Origin of the sequence: Promicromonospora sp. NPDC019610, from assembly GCF_044389365.1 — a bacterium.
Taxonomy (GTDB): domain Bacteria; phylum Actinomycetota; class Actinomycetes; order Actinomycetales; family Cellulomonadaceae; genus Promicromonospora.
On the sequence record NZ_JBIRXX010000001.1, the window covers coordinates 560716 to 585401 of the forward strand.

General features: G+C 72.5%; 25 protein-coding genes. 15 read left to right on the top strand and 10 right to left on the bottom strand.

The genetic code is table 11. The annotated features are described in order from the left end of the window. Nucleotides 1-35: 35 nt before the first annotated feature. Entirely contained in the window at nucleotides 36-1133 is a 1098-nt protein-coding gene (locus ACH45N_RS02415; protein WP_397390807.1) for a magnesium and cobalt transport protein CorA, read from the bottom strand. 72 nt (nucleotides 1134-1205) lie between these two features. Here ACH45N_RS02415 and pyrE point away from each other — a divergent pair, with 72 nt between their 5' ends. Beyond that, entirely contained in the window at nucleotides 1206-1787 is a 582-nt protein-coding gene (gene pyrE, locus ACH45N_RS02420; RefSeq protein WP_397390809.1) for an orotate phosphoribosyltransferase, read from the top strand. A gap of 85 nt (nucleotides 1788-1872) precedes the next feature. Beyond that, nucleotides 1873-2598, top strand: coding sequence for a hypothetical protein (locus ACH45N_RS02425; RefSeq protein ID WP_377230827.1), 726 nt, complete (start codon nucleotides 1873-1875; stop codon nucleotides 2596-2598). Between the two features lie 30 nt (nucleotides 2599-2628). On the opposite strand, the gene ACH45N_RS02430 is transcribed toward ACH45N_RS02425, so the two are convergent. From ACH45N_RS02430 to ACH45N_RS02450, 5 genes are all read right to left on the bottom strand, one after another. Next, the gene (locus ACH45N_RS02430; RefSeq protein WP_397390811.1) at nucleotides 2629-3405 is read right to left on the bottom strand and encodes an HAD-IIA family hydrolase; all 777 of its coding nucleotides are present in this window, start codon (nucleotides 3403-3405) and stop codon (nucleotides 2629-2631) included. A gap of 66 nt (nucleotides 3406-3471) precedes the next feature. Continuing rightward, entirely contained in the window at nucleotides 3472-3615 is a 144-nt protein-coding gene (locus tag ACH45N_RS02435) for a type II toxin-antitoxin system RelE/ParE family toxin (RefSeq protein WP_397390813.1), read from the bottom strand. Continuing rightward, on the bottom strand, nucleotides 3552-3746 hold the full coding sequence (locus ACH45N_RS02440; protein WP_397393858.1) for a type II toxin-antitoxin system RelE/ParE family toxin: 195 nt from the start codon (nucleotides 3744-3746) through the stop codon (nucleotides 3552-3554). Before ACH45N_RS02440 ends, ACH45N_RS02435 begins: the two co-directional genes overlap by 64 nt. Beyond that, nucleotides 3743-4048, bottom strand: coding sequence for a hypothetical protein (locus ACH45N_RS02445; protein WP_397390815.1), 306 nt, complete (start codon nucleotides 4046-4048; stop codon nucleotides 3743-3745). Before ACH45N_RS02445 ends, ACH45N_RS02440 begins: the two co-directional genes overlap by 4 nt. 146 nt (nucleotides 4049-4194) lie before the next feature. Further along, nucleotides 4195-4968, bottom strand: coding sequence for a VTT domain-containing protein (locus tag ACH45N_RS02450; protein ID WP_397390817.1), 774 nt, complete (start codon nucleotides 4966-4968; stop codon nucleotides 4195-4197). A gap of 31 nt (nucleotides 4969-4999) precedes the next feature. Between ACH45N_RS02450 and ACH45N_RS02455 the strand changes: the two genes are divergently transcribed. From ACH45N_RS02455 to fbaA, 3 genes are all read left to right on the top strand, one after another. Then, on the top strand, nucleotides 5000-5638 hold the full coding sequence (locus ACH45N_RS02455) for a TrmH family RNA methyltransferase (RefSeq protein ID WP_397390819.1): 639 nt from the start codon (nucleotides 5000-5002) through the stop codon (nucleotides 5636-5638). Between the two features lie 48 nt (nucleotides 5639-5686). After that, nucleotides 5687-6937 carry an MFS transporter gene (locus tag ACH45N_RS02460; protein WP_397390821.1) on the top strand — a complete coding sequence of 417 codons (1251 nt, stop codon included), beginning with the start codon at nucleotides 5687-5689 and terminating at the stop codon, nucleotides 6935-6937. A 191-nt stretch (nucleotides 6938-7128) separates the two neighbouring features. Then, nucleotides 7129-8148, top strand: a complete 1020-nt coding sequence (gene fbaA, locus ACH45N_RS02465; protein WP_397390823.1) for a class II fructose-bisphosphate aldolase — start codon at nucleotides 7129-7131, stop codon at nucleotides 8146-8148. Between the two features lie 171 nt (nucleotides 8149-8319). Here the strand turns inward: fbaA and ACH45N_RS02470 are convergent, their stop codons facing one another. Next, on the bottom strand, nucleotides 8320-8799 hold the full coding sequence (locus ACH45N_RS02470; RefSeq protein ID WP_397390825.1) for an STAS domain-containing protein: 480 nt from the start codon (nucleotides 8797-8799) through the stop codon (nucleotides 8320-8322). A gap of 417 nt (nucleotides 8800-9216) precedes the next feature. On the opposite strand from ACH45N_RS02470, the gene ACH45N_RS02475 reads away from it, so the two are divergent. After that, a complete protein-coding gene (locus ACH45N_RS02475; RefSeq protein ID WP_397390827.1) occupies nucleotides 9217-11508 on the top strand; it encodes a SpoIIE family protein phosphatase in 2292 nt (763 codons plus the stop codon). A 94-nt stretch (nucleotides 11509-11602) separates the two neighbouring features. On the opposite strand, the gene ACH45N_RS02480 is transcribed toward ACH45N_RS02475, so the two are convergent. Further along, entirely contained in the window at nucleotides 11603-12007 is a 405-nt protein-coding gene (locus ACH45N_RS02480; RefSeq protein WP_285101873.1) for an STAS domain-containing protein, read from the bottom strand. Nucleotides 12008-12168: 161 nt separating this feature from the next. Here ACH45N_RS02480 and ACH45N_RS02485 point away from each other — a divergent pair, with 161 nt between their 5' ends. The 3 genes from ACH45N_RS02485 to purD all read left to right on the top strand — a co-directional run bounded on the left by ACH45N_RS02485 (nucleotide 12169) and on the right by purD (nucleotide 15288). After that, nucleotides 12169-12612: a DUF3151 domain-containing protein gene (locus ACH45N_RS02485; RefSeq protein WP_285101874.1), complete on the top strand. Its 444-nt coding sequence runs from the start codon at nucleotides 12169-12171 to the stop codon at nucleotides 12610-12612. Nucleotides 12613-12688: 76 nt separating this feature from the next. Further along, nucleotides 12689-13981, top strand: coding sequence for an adenylosuccinate synthase (locus tag ACH45N_RS02490; RefSeq protein WP_397390830.1), 1293 nt, complete (start codon nucleotides 12689-12691; stop codon nucleotides 13979-13981). 17 nt (nucleotides 13982-13998) lie between these two features. Further along, the gene (gene purD, locus ACH45N_RS02495; RefSeq protein ID WP_397390832.1) at nucleotides 13999-15288 is read left to right on the top strand and encodes a phosphoribosylamine--glycine ligase; all 1290 of its coding nucleotides are present in this window, start codon (nucleotides 13999-14001) and stop codon (nucleotides 15286-15288) included. A gap of 49 nt (nucleotides 15289-15337) precedes the next feature. Here the strand turns inward: purD and ACH45N_RS02500 are convergent, their stop codons facing one another. Next, a complete protein-coding gene (locus tag ACH45N_RS02500) occupies nucleotides 15338-17644 on the bottom strand; it encodes a substrate-binding domain-containing protein (protein ID WP_397390834.1) in 2307 nt (768 codons plus the stop codon). A 63-nt stretch (nucleotides 17645-17707) separates the two neighbouring features. On the opposite strand from ACH45N_RS02500, the gene ACH45N_RS02505 reads away from it, so the two are divergent. The 6 genes from ACH45N_RS02505 to ACH45N_RS02530 all read left to right on the top strand — a co-directional run bounded on the left by ACH45N_RS02505 (nucleotide 17708) and on the right by ACH45N_RS02530 (nucleotide 23725). Further along, on the top strand, nucleotides 17708-18832 hold the full coding sequence (locus ACH45N_RS02505; RefSeq protein ID WP_397390836.1) for a LacI family DNA-binding transcriptional regulator: 1125 nt from the start codon (nucleotides 17708-17710) through the stop codon (nucleotides 18830-18832). A 142-nt stretch (nucleotides 18833-18974) separates the two neighbouring features. Then, nucleotides 18975-20381, top strand: a complete 1407-nt coding sequence (locus ACH45N_RS02510; RefSeq protein WP_397390838.1) for a glycoside hydrolase family 6 protein — start codon at nucleotides 18975-18977, stop codon at nucleotides 20379-20381. 236 nt (nucleotides 20382-20617) lie between these two features. Continuing rightward, on the top strand, nucleotides 20618-21382 hold the full coding sequence (locus ACH45N_RS02515) for an alpha/beta hydrolase family protein (RefSeq protein ID WP_397390840.1): 765 nt from the start codon (nucleotides 20618-20620) through the stop codon (nucleotides 21380-21382). 115 nt (nucleotides 21383-21497) lie between these two features. Continuing rightward, entirely contained in the window at nucleotides 21498-21785 is a 288-nt protein-coding gene (purS, locus tag ACH45N_RS02520; RefSeq protein WP_285101882.1) for a phosphoribosylformylglycinamidine synthase subunit PurS, read from the top strand. Further along, nucleotides 21785-22534 carry a phosphoribosylformylglycinamidine synthase subunit PurQ gene (gene purQ / locus ACH45N_RS02525; RefSeq protein WP_397390842.1) on the top strand — a complete coding sequence of 250 codons (750 nt, stop codon included), beginning with the start codon at nucleotides 21785-21787 and terminating at the stop codon, nucleotides 22532-22534. Before purS ends, purQ begins: the two co-directional genes overlap by 1 nt. Before the next feature lie 27 nt (nucleotides 22535-22561). Then, nucleotides 22562-23725: a GNAT family N-acetyltransferase gene (locus ACH45N_RS02530; RefSeq protein ID WP_397390844.1), complete on the top strand. Its 1164-nt coding sequence runs from the start codon at nucleotides 22562-22564 to the stop codon at nucleotides 23723-23725. 167 nt (nucleotides 23726-23892) lie between these two features. On the opposite strand, the gene ACH45N_RS02535 is transcribed toward ACH45N_RS02530, so the two are convergent. Further along, the gene (locus ACH45N_RS02535) at nucleotides 23893-24669 is read right to left on the bottom strand and encodes an MBL fold metallo-hydrolase (RefSeq protein ID WP_397393771.1); all 777 of its coding nucleotides are present in this window, start codon (nucleotides 24667-24669) and stop codon (nucleotides 23893-23895) included. Nucleotides 24670-24686 lie beyond the last annotated feature (17 nt).

Here is a 24686-nt window from a genome sequence, read left to right on the forward strand (position 1 = left end):
CCCGCCGGACCCGCCGGGCGCGCGGCGGCCCGCCGTCAGAGCCAGCCGACCCGCTTGAAGATCCGGTAGAAGATCCCGCCCAGGCCGACCATCCCGGCGATCGCGAGCGGGTACCCGAAGGTCCAGTGCAGCTCGGGCATGTGGTCGAAGTTCATGCCGTAGATGGTGCCGATCAGCGTGGGCGCGAAGAGGATGGCCGCCCACGCGGAGATCTTCTTCATCTGCTCGTCCTGCTTGAGGCTGATCTCCGTCATGCGGCGCGACTCCTCGTTCTGCTCCTGCGTCACCAGCGTCGAGTGCACGTCGAGCGCGTTGGTCAGCAGCGACCGGAACGTGTCCGAGGTCCCCGAGAGCTTGATCGCGTGGTCGAGCACGTTGCGCAGGCTCCGCAGCAGCTCGACCCAGCGGCGGTCCTGCACGTCCCCGTCGCGGTGCGGGGCGTCGTCCGGGTGCGCGGCGGCTGACTGCTGGTCGGCGTACTCCCGCTTGCCGTCGTACAGGTCCTGGAGCATCTCGACCAGCGGGCCGGTGGCACGCTGCAGCCCGATCACCTCGCGGGTCGCCTCGTAGATGCGGAACGAGACCTCCGGGTCCCGGGAGAAGAGCTGGTCCTCGATCTGGTCGATGTCGCCGCGCAGCCGCGTCACCACGGGCCGGTAGGTGTCCACGACCTCGTCCAGCAGCGCCGCCAGGATCGCGACCGGCCCCAGGCGCAGCAGGTCCGGGTCCTGCTCCAGCCGGCCGCGCATCGCGTCGAGGTCGGGCGTCACGGACCGCCGGACCGTGACGACGAAGTCCGGGCCCACCCACGCGTGCACCTCGCCGAACTCGACGCGGTCGATGCTCCCGTCGCCGTCGTCGTCCACGTTGCGCGCGGGGTGCAGCACCACGAACAGCACGTCGCCGTAGTGCTCGGCCTTGGGGCGCTGGTGCGCGTGGATCGCGTCCTCGACCGCCAGCGGGTGCAGGTCGAACTCCGCGGCGACGGCCTCGATCTCGGCCGGTTCCGGCCACGACAGGTCGACCCAGGCGATGCCGCCGCGCGCGCGGGTCGTCTCGCAGGTCTCCTCGATGCTGACCGGGTTGGCCGTGCGCCTGCCGTCCACGTACACCGCGTTGTCCATGATGCTCACAGCAGAACCTTCCCAGAGTCGGACGGCAACCCGGGCCGCGGTCCGGCGGCACGCGCGACGTACCCTTGCACCGTGAACGCTGACTTCTCCCCGACCCCGCGCGAGCAGCTCGCCGAGCTCATCAAGGAGCTCGCCGTGGTGCACGGCAAGGTGACCCTGTCCTCCGGCAAGGAGGCCGACTACTACGTCGACCTGCGCCGTATCACGCTGCACCACCGGGCCGCCCCGCTCGTGGGGCACGTGCTCCTGGACCACCTCGAGGAGGTCGGGCTCGGCACGGCCGAGATCGACGCCGTCGGCGGGCTCACGCTGGGCGCCGACCCGATCGCGGACGCGCTGCTGCACGCGGCGGCCTCGCGCGGGCAGGACCTCGACGCGTTCGTGGTGCGCAAGGCGGCGAAGGCGCACGGCATGCAGCGGCAGATCGAGGGTCCGGACATCGCGGGCCGCAAGGTGGTCGTCGTCGAGGACACGACCACGACGGGCGGGTCGCCGATCGCGGCGATCGAGGCCGCGCGGGCCGCCGGCGCCGAGGTGCTGGGCGTGGCCACGATCGTCGACCGGGCCACGGGCGCGGGCGAGAAGATCGAGGCGCTCGGGGTGCCGTACCACTACCTCTACGGCCTCGAGGACCTGGGCCTCGCTGAGCTGTAGGTGCGACGCTCCAGCCGCGAACTGGCCGTCCCCATATCACTCCGTCGTGGAGACTTTTGCCTAGCCCTACGGTATCTTTAAGTTCATGGGGCCATTTGTCGCATTAGTCCTGCTCGTGGTCGGCGTGGTCGTCTTCACCATCGCTGCGGTGCGCGTCATGGGGCGTGGTCGCACGCAGGACGTCGAGCGGTGGGCCGAGGCGAACGGCTGGGAGTACGTCGGCACCGACCCGGTGCTCGCCCAGCGCTGGAGCGGACGGCCCTTCGGCGTCGGCCTGGACCGGACGGCGCGCGACGTGGTCCGCGGGAACGTGGACGGCTTCGACATGGTCTCGTTCACCTACACGTGGCGGTCCGGCACGGAGGGTGACACGCGCCGGATCGGCCTGCGTCGCACGGCACACGTGGTGGCGCTCGACGCGCTCCCGGGTGAGCCCGTGGTCGACCTGTCGCCCGAGGGCCTCCGCGAGAAGTGGCAGAAGCTCTTCGGGGCGCAGGACGTCCAGATCGACAACCCCGCGTTCGACGGCCAGTGGCTCGTGCGCACCTCCGACGAGTTCTTCGCGCGCCGCGCCCTGGACGCCCGCCTCGCGAACATCGTGATGCTGCCGGACTTCCACGGCTCCCGGCTGCGCATCGAGGGGCCGTCGGTGCTGCTGTGGCGTCCGGGCCGCACCGACGCGACGTCGCTGACCGAGCGGGCCAAGCGGGTCGCCGACGTCGCGCGCATCGTGCTGCCCATGGAGAAGGGCGGCCCGCGCTTCGAGTCGGGCGGGACGATCGACGGGTTCGGGATCCCCGGCCTGACCTGACGACTCCCGCCGGGCCAGGCCTGGGCCGGATCAGACCAGGTCGACGATGTCCGCGATCGAGTTCACGACGTGGCTCGGCCGGAACGGGTACTTCTCGACCTCCTCGATCGACGTCGACCCCGTGAGCACCAGGAACGTCTGCAGGCCGGCCTCCATGCCGCCCAGGATGTCGGTGTCCATGCGGTCGCCCACCATGGTGGTCGACTCCGAGTGCGCGCCGATCAGGTTGAGTGCGGACCGGAACAGCACCGGGTTGGGCTTGCCCACGTAGTAGGGCTGCCGGCCGGTCGCGGCCGTGATCATCGCGGCGACCGAGCCCGCGGCGGGCAGCAGGCCGTCCTGGGAGGGGCCGGTCACGTCCGGGTTGGTGCAGATGAACCGGGCGCCGTCGACGATCAGGCGGATCGCCTTCGTGATCGCCTCGAACGAGTAGGTCCGGGTCTCGCCGAGCACCACGTAGTCGGGGTCGGACTCGGTGAGCGTGTAGCCCGCCTGGTGCAGCGCCGTCGTCAGGCCCGCCTCGCCGATGGCGTACGCGCTCCCGTTCGGGATCTGGTCGGCGACGAACTGTGCTGTGGCCAGCGCCGACGTCCAGAGGTTCTGCTCCGGCACGTCGATCCCGCTGTACGCGAGCCGGGCGCGCAGGTCACGCGGCGTGAAGATCGAGTTGTTGGTCAGGACCAGGAACGGCAGCTCCTTGTCCCGCAGCGCCTTGATGAACTCGGGGCCGCCGGGGAGAGCCGTGCCCTCGTGCACCAGCACGCCGTCCATGTCCGTCAGCCAGGCTTCGGTGGTCCGCTCGATCATGGGCGCCAGCCTAGTGTCTTGGTCCGGGAACCCCCGCGCCGCCGCCGGAACGTGGTCAGAGGCGGGTCACCAGCCCCGGTAGACATCTCGGCGATTGCCGATCTTGACGACCGTGACAGTCGCCTGTGAGTCGCTGATCTCGTAGATCACCCTGTGGTCATTGACCGCGATGCGGACTCGGCGTGCCCGGACAGCTTCGTCGAACCCCACGGGCGGGGATCATCTGCGAGCTTGTCGATGGCGGCCTTGACCTTGTCAGCCGCACGCTGGTCGCTCTTGCGCAGCTTCTCCAGGTCGCGCACGGCGGCGCTGCTGTACGCGATCCCGTAGCGCTTGCTCATGCGCTGTCACCGGTAATGGGTCTGCCGTCGGCCGTGTAGCGCAGACCGTCGTCAGGTTCCTGCTCCTTGACCCGTGTGAGCCAGCCTTCCTCGGCGCGCAGCTCGAGCGTCTCGAAGATCTTCGCGTCGTCGTGGTCGATCAGCACGGCCACGACCTTCCCGTCGCGCACGATCCCGATCCGCTGTGCTTCGGAGGCGACCCGGTCGACGAGGGCAGCGGCGACCTCGCCCAGTTCCCGCACGTCGATCAGTTCTGGCACGTACAGATCGGTGGAGATATGTTTCGCCAGGTCGTCACTCATGCCAACGAAGGTACGTCGGCGGCGTCCGGACCACATCACGCAGACGGGGCAACGGTTGCTGCCCGGGGAGGGTTACGGAGACGTAGCACTGCTACCGCTCCGTAACCCCCCTTGAGGAGTAGTGCCTGCCCCGGAGGGGCCCGGGGTTACGCGCGCGGGTCGCGCGGTGCGCCCGTCAGGGCGGCGTCGTCCGACGGCGCGGGCTCCTCGGGGGCTGCCGCCGCGGCCGCCTTCTCCGCACGCCGGGCCCGCCAGATCTCGACGACCATCGGGATCACGGAGACGAGCACGATGAGGACGAGCAGCGCCTCGATGTTCTCCTTGACGAACGTGAAGTTGCCGAGCACGAAGCCCAGCAGGGTCACACCGACCGCCCACAGCAGCGCGCCGATCGCGTTGTACGTGGCGAAGTGGCGGTACGACATCTTGCCGACGCCGGCCGCGACCGGGGCGTAGGTGCGCACGATCGGCACGAACCGCGCGACGATGATCGTGCGGCCGCCGTACCTGTCGAAGTAGGCGTTGGTCTGGTCGATGTAGGACCGCTTGAAGAGCCTCGAGTCCGGCTTGTCGAAGATCTTGGGGCCGGCCTTGCGGCCGATCAGGTAGCCGGTCTGGTCGCCGAGGAACGCGGCGGCGAACAGCATGAGGCAGAGCACCGCGAGGTTGATCTGCAGGGTGCCCTGCGCCACGAGCGCACCCGCCGTGAACAGCAGCGAGTCGCCGGGCAGGATCGGGAACAGCAGCCCGGTCTCGATGAAGATGACGAGCGCGATGCCCACCAGCGCGGCGTCACCGAACCGCTCGATGAGGTAGTTCGGGTCCATCCAGTCGATGCCCAGGAGCTGCGGCACGGGCGCGGCGTGGACCGAGGTGGCGGCCAGTCCGGACACGACTTCCGGGAGTGCGGTCGTCAGCATGCATCGAGCGTAGCGGGGCACAATGACCGGCATGACCAGCGAGCCCGTCGAGAGCCCTTCCGCGGCAGAGCCCGGGGTCGGCGTCGGACCCTGGCCCGGCGCCCTTCCCGACGACCCCCGCTACGACCCGGAGCTGCTCGCCGTCGGCGACCGCCGGAACGTGGCCGACCAGTACCGGTACTGGTCCGTGGAGGCGATCGTCGCCGACCTGGACACCCGTCGGCACCCCTTCCACGTGGCGATCGAGAACTGGGCGCACGACCTCAACATCGGCTCGGTGGTCCGCACGGCCAACGCCTTCAACGCGGCGGGAGTGCACATCGTGGGCCGACGCCGCTGGAACCGCCGGGGCGCGATGGTCACCGACCGGTACCTGCACGTGACGCACCACCCGGAGGCCGCCGCGCTGGCCGAGTGGGCCGGCGGCCTGCCGATCGTCGGCATCGACAACGTGCCCGGGTCGGTGCCGATCGAGGGGCACGCGCTGCCGCGCGAGTGCGTGCTGCTGTTCGGCCAGGAGTCGACCGGCCTGACGGCGGAGGCGCAGGCCGCCTGCGACGTCGTGCTGCACATCACCCAGTACGGCTCGACCCGCTCGATCAACGCGGGCGCGGCGGCCGCGATCGCCATGCACACCTGGATGGAGCAGCACGCCGACGGCGCGGCGTAGCCGCCGAAAGTCGTTGCCCGGGGCTGGTGGCTCGGACAGGATCGTCGGGTGAACCGGCGACCCCTCACACGTGACCGGAACTTCCTCGTCTTCTGGGGTACCCAGACGTTCTCGGTGCTGGGGGACTCGTTCTCGGTGATCGCGTTCCCGCTGCTGATGCTGGAGGCGACCGGCTCGCTGGTGCAGATGGGCCTGCTGACCGCCGTCATGGCGGCCGGGTCGCTGCTGATGGGGCTCGTCGGCGGGGCGATCGTCGACCGGTTCGACCGCCGTCGGCTCCTCGTCGCGTGCGATGTGGCGCGCCTGCTCCTGTTCGCGGCCGTGCCCGTGTGCTGGGCGATCGAGCCGCAGGTGTGGCTGCTCTTCGCCGTCGCGGCCGTGGCGTCCGTGTTCGGGCAGCTCTTCCAGATCACGTACATCACAGCCGTGCCGAACATCGTGGGCCGGGACCGGGTCGCCGAGGCCAACAGCAGGCTCCAGGCCACGGCCGCGCTGGCCAGCATCGGCGGGCCGGCGCTCGCCGGGCTGGTCGCGGCGGCGTTCGGGGTCACGGCGGCCATCGCCGTCGACGCGGCGACCTTCGGCATCTCGGCGCTCGGGCTCCTCGCCGTCCGCCTCTCGCGGGTGGCGCCCACCGCGACCCCGGCGGACCGGCCGGGCCTCGGTCGCGACCTGCGGACCGGGTTCGTGACCGGGGCCCGGTTCCTGTGGGGGCACCCGGTGCTCCGGGCGCTGACCGTCTTCCTGACGATCACCACCTTCGTCACCCTCGGCATGACCGACGTGATCATCTACCAGGTGCGGTACGGCCTGGGGCAGGGCGAGAACGTGGTCGGGTACGTCATGGCCGCCGCCGGGGTGGGCACGTGCGTGGCGGCGGCCCTCTCCGCGTGGCTGCGCCGCACGCTCGGTTTCGGCACCCTCTGGCTCGGCGCCATGACGCTGTGCGGTGTGGCGGCGGCCGTCCTCGCGCTGAGCCAGGACGTGCTGGTCCTGGGCACCGCCGTGCTCGGGTTCTGGTTCGGGCTGATGCTCGCGGCCGTCTCGTCGATGTCGCTGCGGCAGCTGATCACGCCGGACGCGCTGCTCGGGCGCGTCACCGCCGCGTTCTGGACCATCCACCACAGCCTCGCGCCCCTGGGTGCCGCCGCGCTCACCGCCGCGGCGGACCGGTTCGGTGCCTCGGGTCCGCTGCTCGCCGTCGCCGTCGTCTATCTCGGTGTGGTCGGCGTCGCCCTCTTCACCCCGATCCGCAGCCGCAACCCCGAGGACCGACCCGTCGACCAGGCGCCGGGCTGACCTCGTCCGGAGCCCGCTCGCGGCCCGTCCGGAGCCCTTCGAAAGTCGGAAACCACAGTGTTTCGGCCGTTCGACTGTCGAACGACCGCACACGACTGCCTGTGGATCATGGCAAGATCGATGGTGCATCCCCGGGCGGCCCTGGACACACTTGCGACCGCCCATCTCATCATTCGTTTGGAGTTTCGCAGATGCCCATCGCAACCCCTGAGGTCTACGCCGAGATGATCGACCGGGCGAAGGCCGGCAAGTTCGCCTACCCCGCGGTCAACATCACCTCGTCGCAGACCGTTACTGCCGCACTTCAGGGCTTTGCCGAGGCGGAGTCGGACGGCATCATCCAGGTTTCCGTGGGCGGCGCCGAGTACGCGTCGGGCTCGACGGTGAAGGACCGGGTCTCGGGTTCCCTCGCGCTGGCGGCGTACGCCACCGAGGTCGCCAAGGGCTACGGCGTCAACATCGCCATCCACACGGACCACTGCACGGCCGACAAGCTCGACTCCTGGGTCAAGCCGCTCCTGGCCATCGAGGCGGAGCAGGTCAAGAACGGCGGTCTGCCGACGTTCCAGTCGCACATGTTCGACGGCTCGACCGTGCCGATCGAGGAGAACCTCGTGATCGCCGCCGAGCTGCTCGAGCTGTCGCAGGCCGCGCGCACGATCCTCGAGATCGAGATCGGCGTCGTCGGTGGCGAGGAGGACGGCCACACCGCCGAGATCAACGACAAGCTGTACACGACCCCCGAGGACGGCCTGGCCACGATCAAGGCCCTCGGCGCCGGCGAGAAGGGCCGCTACCTGACGGCCCTCACCTTCGGCAACGTGCACGGCGTGTACAAGCCGGGCGCCGTGAAGCTCCGCCCGGAGATCCTGCTCGACATCCAGAAGGCCGTCGGCGCCGAGATCGGCAAGGAGATGCCGTTCGACCTGGTGTTCCACGGTGGTTCGGGCTCGACGGCGGAGGAGATCGCCGCCGCCGTCGACAACGGCGTCATCAAGATGAACATCGACACCGACACCCAGTACGCGTTCTCGCGTCCGGTGGCCGACCACTTCTTCAAGAACTACGACGGCGTGCTCAAGGTGGACGGCGAGGTCGGCAACAAGAAGGCCTACGACCCGCGCGCCTGGGGCAAGTCCGCGGAGGCCGGCATGGCCGCCCGCATCGTCGAGGCCTGCCAGCAGCTGCGCTCGGCCGGCCACAAGATGTGAGCACTGCGCTCAGCTGATCGGCAAAAGGTCAGGTGATCGGTAGCCCGGGCTACCGATCACCTGACCTCTTACCGATCTTCTGTATTCGCGCGGGACCTGTATTCGCGCGGGACCTGTATTCGCGCGGGACCTGTATTCGCGCGGGACCTGTATTCGCGCGGGGCCCGCGTTTCAGGACTGGGGCGGGCCGCCCACGTTGGCCGGGGCCGGGGTGGTGCCCGAGGGCGGGCCCGACGGGCCGTCGTCGTCGAGCTCGAAGCCCGGGTCCTCGTCCACGATGTCGAGGAGGTCGCCGATCCGCGTCACCTCCAGCAGGAAGCGCACCGTCGGCGGCGCCCGCAGCACGCGCACCCGGTGCGGGCTGCGGCTCGCGAGGCGGGCGAGGAACGCGACGCCCGACGAGTCCATGAAGGTCACGTGGTGCGCGTCGATCTCGACGGGAAGACGAGACTCCTCGGCCGCGGCCGTCGCCTCGTGCAGGTCGCCACCGATGTCGGCGTCGATCTCTCCGGAGAGGACGATCCGTGCGCGCGAGCGGCCCACGATGACGTGGATGCTCGCAGGATCGCCGATCTCGGGGGTCTGATGTCCGGGGTCCTGGGGGCTCCCGCCCTGCGGACCGCGCGGCGGGTCATAGGTTCCGTCCTGCACGGTTCTCCTTCCGGGAGCAGTGGTCGTGACGCTGTATCGGTCCGATGATAGAGGTTGAGGTTCAGATCTCGGACTGTCCCAATCTACGGTTGAATGTCCTGCTGGAACAGCACCTCGAGCATGAGATCCCGTTGGGAGGGCATTTTGACCGATTCATCCGGTCTGACACCGTCCTCTCCGCTGCCGCGGCACCCCGGCCTTTCTAATTTCGGCCTCGGTCCGACCCAGGACGGAATGTCGAACGGCATCATCGGCGGAACCTCCGGCGACACGCCGAGCGCAACCCCGAACGCATCAGCGAACGCATCATCGAACGCACGATCTGACGCACCCGTGAATGCGTCCTCGGACGACTCGGCGAACCGGAGCGGGAGCGGGCACGCCAACGGCCGTGCGGTGCCGCCGCCGGCTGCCAGCGTGCCGCCGAGCATCCCGTCCGGCACGGCGCGGGGCGGCGGTGCCCACCGGGCGCCGGGCGCGGACCCGCGCTCGCGGCTCTCAGGCACGGGCATCCCGCGCACCCTTCCGCCGTCGGTCGGCGACGTGGTGCTGCGCGCCGCCGTGACCGTCGGGCTCCCTGTGTTCCTGACCGGTCCCACCGAGGACGGCATGCCCATGCTCTGGGCCAACCAGGCGTTCGAGCGCTACGCCGGCGTGCGCTTCAGCGACTTCGCCGGGTACACCGTGCGCCGGCTCGGCGAGATGCTCGTCGAGCCGCAGGACCTGGAGCGGATGACCGAGCTCGTGAACGCGGGCCAGGAGGTGCACGCGACGGTGCGGTCGCACCTGCGGGGCGGCGCGCACGGCTGGGCGCAGCTCACGCTCACCCCCGCCCGGGCCGGGCACGACGACCGCATCACGCACTGGGTCGGGTTCAGCGTGGACGTCTCCGAGCACATGGAGCGGCACGCCGCCCAGCTCGCGAGCCTGGAGATCGAGCGGCAGCAGCGCGAGGACCTCGACCTCATCGCGCAGACCACCGAGATCCTGACGGACCTCGAGTACCCCTACGCCCTGCGCGACATCGCGGAGCTGCTCCAGTCCATGGTGCGCTGGGCGGGCTTCTACGTGAACGACGACGGCCTCAAGCACGCCGCCGGCGTCGACGTCGCCGCACCGCCGAGCGGCCGGGGCCGCCGGCACGCGCGGTACATCGAGGGCGACAACATCGCGGACAAGACGCAGCGCCGCCGGCCGCAGACCGACGCCCTCGGCGACTCCGTGACGACGGGCCCCATGCCGATCCTCGAGGTCGTGGACTCGGTCCAGGACGTGCTCGACGGCGTGCTCGACGGCCCCGTCACGCTGCACCTCGACATCCCGCACGCGCCGCACTCGGCGTCGGGCTGGCTGCAGCGCGACCTGACGCTCCGGCTCGCGGACGAGCTGGGCAAGGCGCCGGACTCCGTGGTGGTGCACCCCGTCGCCGGGCGCCGGGACGTGCTCGGCCTCGTGGTGATCGTGCCGGACGAGGACGAGCCGGGCGACTACGTCGAGGCCGACGAGCCCGACACCCTGCGCACCGTGATCGAGGTCGTGGCGCGCCGTGCGGGCAGCGCCATCGACAACGCGCGGATGTACGCGCGCGAGCACCGCCTCGCCGAGACCCTGCAGCGCGCCATGCTCCCCGAGCAGGCCGACGTCGCAGGCCTCGACGTGTGGACCTACTACGCCCCGAACGCCGAGCACGCCCAGGTGGGCGGCGACTGGTACGACGTGCTGCAGATCTCGCCGGAGCTGGTGGGGCTCGTGATCGGCGACGTCGTCGGGCACGACGTCGAGGCCGCCGCGACCATGGGCCAGCTGCGCTCGGTGGTGCGCTCCTACGCGTTCGAGCTGTCCACGCCGAGCCGGGTGCTCGAACGCGTGGACCAGCTCGTGGCCGGCATGGGCATCCCGCGCTCCGCGAGCATGGTGTACGCCTCCCTGCAGCGCGAGGAGGAGCCGGACACCTGGACGGTCGGCTACTCGCGCGCGGGCCACCTGCCGCCGCTCCTGCTGCGCGCCGGCGAGGTGATCAAGCTGGACGACGGCGGCGGCGCGCTCGTCGGCTTCGGCTCCCGGGAACGGACCATGGGCGAGGCCAAGCTGCACCCCGGCGACACGCTCCTCTTCTACACCGACGGCCTCATCGAGCGCCGCGACCGGTCCCTGCGGCTGGGCCTGGAGGCCCTGCTGGAGACGGCGTCGGCGATCACGGCCCGGGACGCGGCGGGCGTGGGCGAGGAGCTGCTCTCGCGGCTGGCGGACGCGCCGGAGGACGACGTGGCGATCGTCGTCGTCCGGATCCCCGACCCGGCGGGTGACGCCGCCGAGACGGCCCTGTCACCGCGCTGGCGGCGCTGGATGCTGCCGAGCGAGCCGTCGTCGATCGGCCGGGCCCGGCACGCCGTGCTGCGCACGTGCCAGGCGTGGGGCATCGAGGAGTCCGCGCAGGCCGAGCTGGTCGTCTCCGAGCTGGTGGCGAACGGCGTGCTGCACGGCTGGGGGCACATCGCGCTGCGCCTGTACGACACCGGCGACGGGCTGCGCATCGAGGTCGAGGACAACAACCCGGCGCCGCCGGTCGCGACCGACGGGCACCCGAACCGCCTGGGCGGGTTCGGCATGCAGATCGTGGACCGGCTGGCCGAGTGGGGCTGGCGTCCGTCGGGCTCGGGCAAGCTGGTCTGGGCCAAGCTGCGCCGTCAGCCGACGCCGCCGAAGTAGCGGACCGGCGGGGTGGACCTTTGGTCACCCCGCCCGGGTCTCCCGAGACCTTCGGGCACTGTGCGCCGCGTCGGCGAGACGCTTGGGAAACGTTTTACGCGGTGGACGCGTCGCGGTGGGATAACGGCGACGTGTCGTCGTCCCGCGACGTCATCACGGCGAACCCCGAGTCGGGGGCGGCCGGCTCGCACGAGTGCTCGTCGTCCACGCGGAAGAGCTCCATGGCCCCGCACACCTCGAGCACGAACAGGTCCCGCTCGTCGGCCCCGCGGATCACGGTGGCGCCGCCGCGCTTGCGGCCGGCGTCGGCCAGCGAGATGAGGAACGCGGCCCCGGTCGAGTCCATGAAGGTCACCCGGCACATGTCGATGACGAGCAGCTGTCGGCGCAGGCCGACCACGCGCGCTGCGATCTCCGGGAACTGGTCTCGTTCGGCGAGGTCGAGGTCGCCGGCGATCACGAGCGTCGTCGTCGTGGGAGACGTCGCGATCTCGATCATGTGTCGAGCGTAACGACTGTTGCTCGATCGCACCGGATGAAAGGCAAAATTCACCGTTGTGGTTGGCGTCAAGGGCAATCCTGTGCGACCTCTTTGTCCCGTGTTGTCCCTAGTGCGCGCCAGGTCGGCCGGAGGTGTCGCCGAGGTGTGACAATTCGAGCATGAGCTCCCACGAGAACCTGCTCCAGGGTCCCGCCCCCACGCTGCTGTCCGACGACCACCCGACCGCGCGCGAGCGGCTGGCCGACGGCGGCGACCCGGTCGAGGTCGCGGCGCAGGCCCCGGCATCGTCCCTGGTGTGGGCGGTCCTGGCCGAGCGCGCGCTGACGGCGGGCACCGCCGCGGGCGACGTCGAGGCGTACGCCTACGCGCGCACCGGCTACCACCGCGGGCTCGACGCGCTGCGGCGGTCGGGCTGGCGCGGGCAGGGCCCGATCCCGGCCGGCCACGTGCCCAACCAGGGCTTCCTGCGCGCGCTGCTGGCCCTCTCGGAGGCGGCGCACCGCATCGGCGAGGAGGCCGAGGCCGAGCGCTGCGCCACGTTCCTGGTCGACTCCGGCACGTCCGTGGACGAGGTTCGCGCCCTGGTGCCCACCACGAAGTAGACTCGGGCGCGGCCCGCGGGCGCCAACGGAGCGCACTCGGCGGAGCAACCCTAGGAATTCGAGAAGGTGGAGATCCATGCCAGGCGTCGTGCTCGTCGGGGCCCAGTGGGGCGATGAGGGCAAGGGAAAGGCGACGGACCTCCTGGGCTCCCGCGTCGACTACGTGGTCAAGTTCAACGGTGGTAACAACGCAGGGCACACGGTCGTCATCGACGACGAGAAGTACGCCCTGCACCTGCTGCCGTCGGGCATCCTGTCGCCCGGCGTCGTGCCGGTCATCGCCAACGGCGTGGTGGTCGACATCGAGGTCCTGTTCGAGGAGCTGGACGCGCTGATCGCGCGCGGCGTGGACGTGTCCCGCCTGCTCGTCTCGGGCAGCGCCCACATCATCGCCCCGTACCACCGCACCATCGACAAGGTGACGGAGCGGTTCCTGGGCAAGCGCCGGATCGGCACCACGGGCCGCGGCATCGGTCCGGCGTACGCCGACAAGATCAACCGCGTCGGCATCCGCATGTGGGACCTGTTCGACGAGAAGATCCTGCGCGCCAAGATCGAGGGCTCGCTGGACCAGAAGAACCACCTGCTCGTGAAGGTCTACAACCGGCGCGCCATCACGGTCGAGGAGGCGCTCGACGAGCTGCTCCAGCACGCCGAGCGCCTGCGGCCCATGGTCACGGACACCGCCGTCGAGCTGAACAAGGCGCTCGACGCGGGCAAGAACGTGCTGTTCGAGGCCGGCCAGGCCACGATGCTCGACATCGACCACGGCACCTACCCGTTCGTCACGTCGTCCAGCGCGACGGCGGGCGGCGCGGTCACCGGGTCCGGCGTCGGCCCCACCCGGATCGACTCCGTGATCGGCGTCATCAAGGCGTACACGACGCGCGTCGGCGAGGGGCCGTTCCCCACGGAGCTGTTCGACGACAAGGGCGAGTTCCTGCGCAAGACCGGCGGCGAGTACGGCGTCACCACGGGCCGCGCGCGGCGCACCGGGTGGTACGACGCCGTGATCGCCCGCTACGCGACGCGGATCAACGGCCTCACCGACATCGTGCTCACCAAGCTCGACGTGCTCACCGGCATGGAGAAGGTCCCGGTCTGCGTGGCCTACGACGTCGACGGCGTCCGGTACGACGAGATGCCCACCGACCAGACGGCGTTCCACCACGCGAAGCCGATCTACGAGGAGCTCGACGGGTGGTGGGAGGACATCTCCCGGGCGCGGTCCTTCGACGACCTGCCGAAGAACGCCCAGGCCTACGTGAAGGCGCTCGAGGAGATGTCGGGCACCCGGATCTCCGCGATCGGCGTGGGGCCCAAGCGCGACGAGATCATCCCCGTCCACGACCTCATCCACCAGCGCTGAGAAGGACCTCTGCCACCGTGAAGATCCTCGTCATCGGGACAGGTGCCCGCGAGCACGCCATCGTCCACTCGCTCGACCGGGAGAACGTCTCCGGCACCGCCTCCCACGAGCTGCACGCCGCGCCGGGCAACCCGGGCATCGCCGGGGTCGCCACGCTGCACGAGGTCGACCCGCTCGACGGGCCGGCCGTGGCCGCCCTGGCCGAGCGGCTCGGCGCGGAGCTGGTCGTCGTCGGCCCGGAGGCGCCGCTGGTCGCTGGCGTCGCGGACGCCGTCCGCGCGGTCGGCATCCCCGTCTTCGGCCCGTCCGGCGAGGCGGCCCGGCTGGAGGGTTCCAAGTCGTTCGCCAAGGAGGTCATGGCCGCCGCCGGGGTGCCGACCGCGATGGCGCACGTGTGCACCGACGTCGCGGAGCTGGAGGCCGCGCTCGACGCCTTCGGCGCCCCGTACGTGGTGAAGGACGACGGCCTCGCGGCCGGCAAGGGCGTGGTCGTCACCGACGACCGCGCGGCGGCGCTCGCCCACGGCACGGCCTGCCTGTCCCACGAGAACGGCCGGGTGGTGGTCGAGGAGTACCTCGACGGCCCCGAGGTCTCCCTGTTCTGCGTGTGCGACGGCACCACGGTGGTCCCCCTGGTCCCCGCACAGGACTTCAAGCGTGTCGGGAACGACGACGAGGGCCCCAACACGGGCGGCATGGGCGCGTACACCCCGCTCGACTGGGCGCCGTCCGGCCTCGTGGACGAGGTGCTGAGCCGCGTGGCCCAGCCGACGGTCGACGAGATGGCTCGCCGCGGCACGCCGTTCTCCGGTGTGCTCTACGTGGGGCTCGCCCTCACCAGCCGCGGCACCCGCGTGGTGGAGTTCAACGCGCGCTTCGGCGACCCGGAGACCCAGTCGGTGCTGGCCCGGCTCGCGACGCCGCTGTCCGAGGTGCTGCTCGCGGCGGCCCGCGGCGGGCTCGCCGACCTGGAGCCCCTGCGCTGGCGCCCCGAGGCGTCCGTCACCGTGGTCGTCGCGTCCGAGGGCTACCCGGCGTCGGCCCGGTCGGGCGACCCGATCACCGGCATCGAGGACGCGCAGGCGCTCCCCGGGGTGCACGTGCTGCACGCCGGCACGGGGCTCTCCGAGACCGGCGAGCTGGTCAGCGCGGGCGGCCGCGTGCTGTCCGTCGTGGCGCTCGGCACCGACCTGGCGGACGCCCGCCGTCGGGCCTACGAGGGCGTCGCGCGGATCGAGCTCAAGGGTTCGCACCACCGCACGGACATCGCGCTCAAGGCGGAGCGCGGCGAGGTCACCGTCCCGTAGCACGTCGCCCGTGCCGGACGGCGGCGCGCCGCCGGACCGACGGCGCGCCTCACCGCGCCACGCCCCGCCGTTCCCGTGCCGGCATGCCGGTGACGTCGATCAGCACGCCGATCATCCGGGCGCGCACGCCGGCGTCGTCGGTCACGGTGGTGGCGCGGCAGCGCACCCACATCTCGCGGCCGTCCGCGGCGAGCAGGCGGTGCTCCAGGTCGAGCGGCTCCGCGGCGCCTGCGAGCTGCCGGGCGATCGCGATCTGCACGGTCCGCACGTCCTCGGGGTGCACGCGCCCGGTCCACTCCTCGATGCCGGTGCACGCGGCGTCGTCGGGCAGGCCGACCAGGGCGCGCCAGGTGCGCGAGTAGAAGACCTGCCCGGTCGCGATGTCCCAGTCCCAGGTGCCCTCCAGGGCGACGTCCTGGACCAGCGCGTTGCGCTCCACCTCGGTGCGCAGGTCGAGCACGAGCGCCCGCTCCCGGTCCGCGGCCTCGGCGAGCGCGGCCCGCTGCCGCTGCAGCGACGTCAACCGGTCCTCCCGGTCCAGCGCGACGGCGACCATGGCCGCCCAGTGGTCGTACTTGTCGCGCGAGCTCGTGGCGCGCGTGTCCACGCCGCCGCCGATCGCCAGCATGCCCCAGTCGCTCTGCCCGAACGTCACCGGCACCACGAACACGACCCCCTCGCCGGAGAGCGCGGGCGGCGGGAACGTGCCCACGGGCATGCGCCTGCCCACCAGCGCCGTCGCCTGGCGGGACGTGGCGGTGGTGCCCACGATCTCCAGGGTCCGCGCCGCGTCCACGGGGCCGGACGGCGGGCCGGCCGCCGCGCCGGACGCCGCGGCCGACCCGGGCGCTCCCTCGGTGTCCGTCCACAGGGCGAGCGTGGCCGGGCTGCGGTGCCCACGCGGGAGCCAGGTCAGCGCCCGGATCGCGCGCCCGTCGGCGTGCAGCAGGTCGAGGTCGAGCTCGTACTGGTCGGTGATCGTCCGTTCGAGCTGTCCCGACCGGGCCAGGAGGGTCTGGGTGCACCCGGCGCTGAGGGCGACCAGCACATCGGTCGCGGTCCGGGTGACGGCGCGGGCACGGGCGGCCCGGCTCGGGGCGCGGGCCGCGCCGGCCGGGCCGGCTGCCGTCCTGGCCGACGGCGCCGGCTCCCCGCCGGGTCCGGACGCCACCTGGTCGGTGCGCACCTCTTCCCGGAACTCCTCCTCGACCGACCGCAGCGCGGGGATGAGCTGCTCCAGCGCCTCGGGGTGGGGCCGGAGCACGCGCGTGCTCTCGGCGAGGCTCGTGAGCGTCGCCTGGGTGGGCGGCTGGCCCAGCGCGGCCGCGCCGCGGAACAGCCGCTGCACGCCGCGCATCCACGACTCCAGGTCGGCGCCGGGTCCGAGGCGCGCCTCGGCGCCGTCGAACGTCGCGCGCGCCACCTCGCCGAACCGGCGCCACGCCGTCGAGCCCTCCTGCGCGGGCAGGCCCTCGAGGAGGGTGCCTGCCCGGGCGTCGAGGCAGCCGCAGGACTCGCGGGTCACCAGCGTGGAGCGCGAGAGGTGCTGGCCCGCCACGCGTTCGCCCCGGATCCGGGCCAGGAGCAGGGAGACGGCCAGCTCGCCCACCTGGTCGTGGTGCGGGTCCACGGACGCGAGCCGGGGGCGCACGCGGGCGCCCGCGTCGGAGTGGTCGAAGCCGACGATCGCCTGGTCGCCCGGCAGGGACAGCCCCTGGGCCCGCAGCACGCGCGAGAACCCGATCGCGTTGCGGTCGGTCGCGGCGACGGTCGCCGTCGTCGGCAGGCCCGGGCCGCCGACGAGGGCCTGCGCCACGGTCGCCGCGCTCGCCTCCTGGTTGTCGGCGGTGCGGTAGAGCCACTCGGGCCGGGGCGTGATGCCGTGGGCGGCGAGCGTCGCGACGTACGCCGCATGCCGTTCGACGATGTCGGCCTGGCGCAGGCTGCCCAGGAACCCGATCTCCCGGTGCCCGTGGGCGATGAGGTGCTCCACCGCGGCGCGCGTGCCGCCCTCGTTGTCCGGCGTCACCACGGGGGCGTCGATGCTGGTGGTGCGCTCGCTGACCAGCACCACCGGCGTGCCGTCCGCCTCGATCCGCAGCAGCGTCGCCTCGTTGACGGCCGACGTGATGACGATGACGCCGTCGAGCTGGCCGAGGCTCACGGCCGCGGTGCCGGGCGGGCGGTCCGGGAACTGCTCGCGCTCCAGGTCCGCCGGATAGGTCTGCACCGCGACCACGCGGTGCCCCTCCGGGCGGACGGTGCGCGCGATCCCGGCGAGCACCCGTCCGAAGTAGTAGCCACCGACGACCGGGGACAGCACCCCGATCACATACCTGCGCTTTCCGTTAAGCATGCTTATACACCCGTCTTCGTTGACGCTGTGCAAAATTCACCCAAGGGTGCATGCTACGTGGTTATGGTCCCAACGTCGCGACCGAACCGTCCGGATGTATCCGATTATTCGACCCCTGCGCGACGGCCGACCATCGTCGATGTCGCGCGGGCCGCCGGCGTCTCGACCGCCGTCGTGTCGTACACGCTCAACGGCCGCCGCGGGGTCTCCGCCGCGACCCGCGAGCGCGTGCTCCGCGCGGCGGACGAGCTCGGCTGGCGGCCCGCCACGGCGGCCCGCTCGCTGCGCAGCGGTCCGGCCGCCGCGGCCCTGGTCGTGGTGCACGACCAGCCGTTCGGCACCCGGGCCGCGTTCCCGCTCGACCTCGTGACCGGCGCGCTCCAGACCCTCGGCCCGGACACCCTCACGCTCGCCGTGCACGTGGCCGGCTCGACGGCCGAGGCCGCACAGCTCATGGACCGCTGGTGGACCGAGCGGCGCTACGCCGCCTTCGTGGTCACGGGCGTCCGGGCGGACGACGAGCGCCTCGCCGCCCTGCGCTCCCTGCCCGCGCCGGCCGTCGTGGTGGGCACCGCGCCGGACGGCGCGCCCGCGACCTGGCAGCACGTGGTGCTCGACGACGGCGACGCATTCGAGCAGGTGGGCGGCTTCCTGGCGGAGCTGGGGCACCGGCGGGTCGCGATGGTCGCGGGGTCGGAGCGCCTCGTCTCGCCCGCCCGCCGGGCCGCCGCCCTGGAGGTGGCGCTGGCCCGGCGCGGCATCGACCTGCGCACCGTCGCGGGCGACGGGCCCGAGCGCGCGGCGGCGGCGCTGCGCCCGCTGCTTGCCGCCGCGGACCGACCCACGGCGGTGGTGACCGACGACGACGCCACCGCCGGGCTCGTGCTCGACGTGGCCCGGCGGCTGGGCCTCGACGTGCCGTGGGACCTGTCGGTGGTCGCCGGGACCGACTCGCCGGCGTGCTACCTGACGACGCCGTCGCTCACCGCCGTGCCGTACCCCGTGGAGGAGCTCGGCCGGGCCACCGGCCGGGCGCTGCGCTCCGCCCTCGGCACCGGTCCGGGGCGGCGCGGGCCGGAGTCCGGGCCCGGCTCGGACCGGGCCCCGGGCGCGGAGCCGCCGTCGGGCACCGTGGCGGTGGGGCGGCTCGTGGTGCGCGGTTCGACGGCGCCGCCGCCCGGTGGCTAATCGTTTAAGACGGTTCTGCCGCAGCCAAACGGTAGGCAAAGTTGCGCCATGCCGCGGCGGAACGAGCCGCCGTGGTGCGCGGACCGTCGTCCGGCCCCGGGGCCGGCGCGGCGCGCGCTCGGTCCGGCCAACGGAGGTCACCGTGACAACAGCACCTCGCCGCACACGCGGCACGTCCCCACGCAGGTCCCGCACCGTGGCGGCAGCGGCAGCGGGCGTCCTGCTCGCGGTTCCAGCGCTCGTCGCCGGCTCGAGCGTCCCCGCCGCCGCGCTCGAGGACAACCCGTTCGTCGGGGCCGCGCAGTACGTCAACCCGGACTGGTCGGCCCTGGTCGAGACGGCCGCCGACGAGGTCGGCGACGCCGGGCTCGCGGCGGACATGCGGGCGATCGCCGACGAGCCGACGTCGGTCTGGATGGACCGCATAGCCGCGCTCGAGGGCACCGAGCGCCAGCACGGCCTCGAGTGGCACCTCGACCAGGCGGTGGCGCAGTCCGGCGGCTCGCCCCTCGTGTTCAACGTGGTGATCTACGACCTGCCCGGCCGCGACTGCCACGCCCTCGCCTCGAACGGCGAGCTGCCCGCCACCGCGGCCGGCATGACCCGGTACAAGACCGAGTACATCGACCCGATCGTCGCGCTGCTGGACCGGCCCGAGTACGCGAACCTGCGGATCGTCGCGACGATCGAGCCGGACTCGCTGCCCAACCTCGTGACCAACCAGTCCGACGCCGACTGCGTCGCGGCGGCCCCGTACTACCGCGAGGGCGTGCAGTACGCGATCTCGGAGCTGTACGAGGTCGGCAACGTGTACTCCTACATCGACGCGGCCCACTCGGGCTGGCTCGGCTGGCCGAACAACTCCAGCGGTGCGGCGCAGGAGTTCGCCGACGTCATCGAGGGCAGCACCTACGGGTGGAACGCCGTGTCCGGGTTCGTCACCAACACGGCCAACACCACGCCGCTGGAGGAGACGTACCTGACCAACCCCGACCTCCAGGTCGGCGGCGGCCCGGTGAAGTCCGCCGGCTGGTTCGAGTGGAACCCCGACTTCGACGAGATCGACTGGACAGCGAACCTCTACGACCTGATGGTCGCGCAGGGCGCCCCGTCGAGCATCGGCATGCTCGTCGACACCGGTCGCAACGGCTGGGGCGGGTCCGCCCGACCGACGGCGGCCAGCACCTCCACCGACCTCAACACCTACGTGAACGAGTCCAAGGTGGACCGCCGTAACCACCGCGGCGCCTGGTGCAACCCGTCGGGCGCCGGCATCGGTGAGCGGCCGACGGTCGCGCCGTCCGGCCACGCCGAGTCGCACCTCGACGCCTACGTGTGGGTCAAGCCCCCGGGCGAGTCGGACGGCTCGTCCACGGAGATCCCGAACGACGAGGGCAAGCGCCTGGACCGGATGTGCGACCCGACGTACCAGTCCAGCGAGCTGGGCGGCCGGTTCACCGGTGCCCTCGCGGACGCCCCGCTGTCGGGCCACTGGTTCCAGGCCCAGTTCGAGATGCTGGTCGCCAACGCGTACCCGGCGATCAGCTAGCCGCCCGGGTCTGCTCGACCGCCCACCCGGCTGACTCGCCCACCCGGCTGACTCGCCCACCCGGCTGACTCGCCCACCCGGAGCCCGCGAGTCAGCCGGGTGGTCCGACCAGGGCCCTGACCGGACGCACGCGGTGCGCCGAGTCAGGGGCCTGGTCCGGCCCGTCTCGGTGCGCGGCGGCGTCATCTCCGCGAAACTCGGGTGGCGTTAACATCGCCGCTTCGTCGATCAGGGGAGTGTCCGTGGCTGAGCGCGTCACGTTCGAGAGCACCACGGGGCCGCGCCTCGCGGGCATCATCGACCGGCCGGACGGCGCGGTGCGGGGCTGGGGGGTGTTCTCCCACGGGTTCACGCTGGGCAAGGACTCGCCGGCCGCGGCGCGGATCTGCAAGCAGCTCGCCAGCGAGGGCATCGGCATGCTGCGCTTCGACAACCTGGGCCTGGGCGACTCCGAGGGCGACTGGGGCGACGGCTCGTTCACGCACAAGGTGGCCGACACCGTGCGGGCCGCCGAGTTCATGGCGGACCACGACATGCCGGTGCATCTCCTGGTGGGGCACTCCTTCGGCGGCGCGGCGGTGATCGCGGCGGGCGCCGACGTCCCGGGCGTACAGGCGGTCGCGACCATCGGCGCCCCGGTGCAGCCGCGGCACGCGGAGCACAACTACGACGCCGTCCTGGGCCGGGTGTTCGACGACGGTCACGCCCAGTGGATGGTGGGCGGCCGTGCGCTCACGCTGAAGCGGCACTTCGTCGAGGACGTCCGGCGAGCCGAGCTGCGCTCGAAGATCCGCGAGCTGGGCTCGCCGCTGCTGGTGATGCACTCGCCGACGGACAGCACGGTGGACATCTCGAACGCGGGGGAGATCTTCCGCGAGGCCCGGCACCCCCGGTCGTTCGTGTCCCTGAAGGGCGCGGACCACCTGCTCACCGCGCCCGGCCAGGCCAAGCGCGCCGCCCGCATCATCAGCGCCTGGGCGGACCAGTACCTGACGGCGTGAGCTCCGGGACGCCGCCGGACGGGCAGCGCGGCGCAGGTCACTGTCCACGGACGGCGAGGCACCCCGCGGCGCACGTAGACTCTTCCCGGAATTCCCTCACCTTCAAGGAGCCTTCGTGGGACGCGTCGTCGTCGAGGTCATGCCCAAGCCCGAGATCCTGGACCCCCAGGGCAAGGCTGTTGTCGGAGCGCTGCCGCGCCTCGGCTTCACCCAGTTCTCCGGTGTGCGTCAGGGCAAGCGGTTCGAGCTCGAGGTGGATGGCGAGGTCACGCCCGAGATCCTCGCCGCCGCCCGGGAGGCCGCGGCCACCCTGCTGTCCAACCCGGTGATCGAGGACGTGGTCTCGGTCTCCGACGCCGCCGCCGTCCCGGGTGAGGCGACCGGCACCCCGGTGAGCGCCTGATGTCGGCCATCGAGCCGACGGCGGCCGTCGCGGCCGCCCCCGGGATCGCCGGTGCCCGTATCGGTGTCATCACGTTCCCCGGGACGCTCGACGACCGCGACGCGATGCGCGCCGTGCGCCTGGCCGGCGCCGAGGCGGTCTCGCTCTGGCACGCCGACGAGTCGCTCCAGGACGTCGACGCCGTGGTGCTGCCCGGCGGGTTCTCCTACGGCGACTACCTGCGCGCGGGTGCGATCAGCCGGTTCGCGCCGGCGATGTCCGCCGTGGTCGACGCCGCCAAGGGCGGCATGCCGGTGCTCGGCATCTGCAACGGCTTCCAGGTCCTCACCGAGGCACACCTGCTGCCGGGCTCGATGGTCAAGAACGACCACCTGCACTTCGTGTGCCGGGAGCAGTCGCTGATCGTCGAGAACGCGCGCACGGCGTGGACCAACGAGTTCCGCCGCGGGCAGCAGATCACGATCCCGCTGAAGAACCAGGACGGCCAGTTCGTCGCCGACGAGCGCACCCTCGACGAGCTCGAGGGCGAGGGCCGCGTCGTCTTCCGGTACGACGGCTGGAACCCGAACGGGTCGCGCCGTGACATCGCGGGCATCACCAACGACCGCGGCAACGTGGTGGGGCTCATGCCGCACCCGGAGCACGCGGTCGAGGCGGGCTTCGGCCCGGCGTCGGCCGAGGGGCCGCGCGCCGGTGTGGACGGGCTGACGTTCTTCACGTCGGTGCTGTCCTCCCTGGTCCACGCGTGACCACCGGACAGGTCCGGGCGGGTGGGCATGGTCGCTGAGGTTCTCGCGGGTCTCACGATCGAGGCGGTCGGCTGGGACCACGCGGACGCCGTCCGCCTGCGCGACCAGCAGCAGCACGAGATCGACCTGCGGTACACGCAGCCCGGGCGGCCGTCGACGACGGACGCCGACGGCGTTCCCGTGCCCGACGCGCGCGACCAGGTGGACCCGTCGAACGTGTTCGCGACCCTGCTGCTGCGGGTCGACGGCGCGCCGGCCGGCCACGCCGCGCTGCGCGACCTGTCGGGCCGCGACGACTACCGGGGCGGCCTGCACCCGGACGGCACGGCCGAGGTCAAGCGCGTGTACGTGGCGCCGGGCTTCCGCGGGCGCGGGCTCTCCCGCACGCTGATGAACGCCGCGGAGGACGTCGCCCGCGGCGCCGGCGTGCGGCACCTGATCCTGGAGACCGGGCTCATGCAGCCCGAGTCGCTCGGCCTGTACCTGCGGCTGGGGTACGACCCCGTCGAGTCGTTCGGTGTGTTCTCGGACGAGCCGGGTTCGCGGTGCTTCGGCAAGTGGCTGGTGCCCGACGGCGCGACACCGCTGGTCGAGCCCTCGCTGGTCGAGCCCGTCGCGACCCCGCCGGCCCCGGCGTCCGCCCCGGTGCTCCGCGAGGTCCCCTGGGACGACCCCGACGCCGCCGCCCTGCGGCGCGCGATGTGGGCCTACCTCCAGCCGCTCTACCCGCACCTGACGCGGGTCGTCGAGGCGCGCGGCGGCCACGACGTCGTCGATGTCGACCGGGGGCGCACCTCGCTGGTGACGGTCCTGGCCACGATGGACGGCCGGCCCGTCGGCTGCGCCACCCTCGCGCCGTCGCCGGTAGGCCCGGAGCACCTCGCGGCCGATCCGCTGCGCGGTGTCGGCGGCATCGCCGCCGCCGCGGAGGCGGGCGAGTCGCGCGGGTTCGAGCTGCAGAGCGTGTTCGTGGACCCGTCGGCACGCCGCGCGGGCGTCGCCTCGGCCCTCGTCGGATACCTCGAGGAGGCGGCCCGTCGGCGCGGCGGCCTGGCGTCCTACCTCAACACCGGTATCCGGCAGCCCACGGCGCTGCGCTTGTACGGGAAGCTCGGCTACCGGCCGGTGCTGCCGTACCCGCCCTACGACTCGGACGACGCCCAGCTCCTCTTCCTGGGCAAGGCGCTCTGAGCGTACGTCCGGGACGGCGCCGGGGAAGACGGTACGCAGCCCAAGGGGTAACGCAGACGTAGCACTGCTAGCTCGGTGTTACCCCCTCGGCCGCGTAACTCTTCCCCCGAGCCCGAGCCCGAGCCCGAGCCCGAGCCCGAGCCCGAGCCCGAGCCCGAGGCCCCGCGTCACGACCGCCCGCGCAGGTACTCCAGCTGCGCCCGCACCGACGAGCGGGCCGCGGGCAGCACTGACGCGTCGACGTCGGCGTACACCGCGTCGGTCACGGCGTCCAGGAGCGGGTCCGGGAGCGGGGCGGCGGCGTCCGGCAGCATCACCCCGAGGGTGGTGAGCGCGGAACGCACCTGGTCCAGCCGCTCCGCGCGGTGCTCGCGATACGCGTGCACGGCGGCGCGCAGGTCCGGGATCACCGGCCCGTGCCCGGGCAGTCCCGGCACCGGGCCGGGCAGGTCCAGCGCGCTCAGCCGGTCCAGCGACACCAGGTAGTCCCGCAGCGAACCGTCCGGCTCGGCGAGCACGGTCGTGCCGCGACCCAGCACCGTGTCCCCGGTGAGCACCACGGTGGACGTGCCGTCCGAGACGACGAGGCACACCGAGTCCGCCGTGTGGCCCGGCGTGGCCAGCACCTCGACGCGCAGGCCCGCCACCTCCAGGGCCTCGCCGTCGGCCAGCGGGCCTGCGCCCCCGGCGCAGAACTCCGGCAGCACGCCGCGCGACGGCGCGCCGGTGAGCTCCCGGAACCGGGCCAACCCGCCGGTGTGGTCGGCGTGCCGGTGGGTGACGAGCACCAGGTCGACGCGGCCGGCGTCGGCCAGCGCGGCGAGGTGCGGCGCGAGGTCCGGGCCAGGGTCCACGACCACCCGTCCCGCCGCGCCCGGGGCACCCAGCACGTACGACCGGGTGCCGTCGAGTGTCATCGGGCCGGGGTTGTCGGCCCGGAGCATCCTCGCAAAGGGGGTAA

Excerpts from the sequence above, each read along its gene's own strand:
- ACH45N_RS02480 (WP_285101873.1), bottom strand. The coding sequence starts at position 12,007 with ATGATCGAGATCGCGACGTCTCCCACGACGACGACGCTCGTGATCGCC.
- ACH45N_RS02425 (WP_377230827.1), top strand. The coding sequence starts at position 1,873 with ATGGGGCCATTTGTCGCATTAGTCCTGCTCGTGGTCGGCGTGGTCGTC.
- fbaA (WP_397390823.1), top strand. The coding sequence starts at position 7,129 with ATGCCCATCGCAACCCCTGAGGTCTACGCCGAGATGATCGACCGGGCG.
- ACH45N_RS02490 (WP_397390830.1), top strand. The coding sequence starts at position 12,689 with ATGCCAGGCGTCGTGCTCGTCGGGGCCCAGTGGGGCGATGAGGGCAAG.
- ACH45N_RS02505 (WP_397390836.1), top strand. The coding sequence starts at position 17,708 with ATGGTCCCAACGTCGCGACCGAACCGTCCGGATGTATCCGATTATTCG.
- ACH45N_RS02445 (WP_397390815.1), bottom strand. The coding sequence starts at position 4,048 with ATGAGTGACGACCTGGCGAAACATATCTCCACCGATCTGTACGTGCCA.
- ACH45N_RS02455 (WP_397390819.1), top strand. The coding sequence starts at position 5,000 with ATGACCAGCGAGCCCGTCGAGAGCCCTTCCGCGGCAGAGCCCGGGGTC.
- ACH45N_RS02440 (WP_397393858.1), bottom strand. The coding sequence starts at position 3,746 with ATGAGCAAGCGCTACGGGATCGCGTACAGCAGCGCCGCCGTGCGCGAC.
- ACH45N_RS02500 (WP_397390834.1), bottom strand. The coding sequence starts at position 17,644 with ATGCTTAACGGAAAGCGCAGGTATGTGATCGGGGTGCTGTCCCCGGTC.
- ACH45N_RS02485 (WP_285101874.1), top strand. The coding sequence starts at position 12,169 with ATGAGCTCCCACGAGAACCTGCTCCAGGGTCCCGCCCCCACGCTGCTG.
- ACH45N_RS02535 (WP_397393771.1), bottom strand. The coding sequence starts at position 24,669 with ATGCTCCGGGCCGACAACCCCGGCCCGATGACACTCGACGGCACCCGG.
- ACH45N_RS02530 (WP_397390844.1), top strand. The coding sequence starts at position 22,562 with ATGGTCGCTGAGGTTCTCGCGGGTCTCACGATCGAGGCGGTCGGCTGG.
- purQ (WP_397390842.1), top strand. The coding sequence starts at position 21,785 with ATGTCGGCCATCGAGCCGACGGCGGCCGTCGCGGCCGCCCCCGGGATC.
- ACH45N_RS02430 (WP_397390811.1), bottom strand. The coding sequence starts at position 3,405 with ATGATCGAGCGGACCACCGAAGCCTGGCTGACGGACATGGACGGCGTG.
- ACH45N_RS02450 (WP_397390817.1), bottom strand. The coding sequence starts at position 4,968 with ATGCTGACGACCGCACTCCCGGAAGTCGTGTCCGGACTGGCCGCCACC.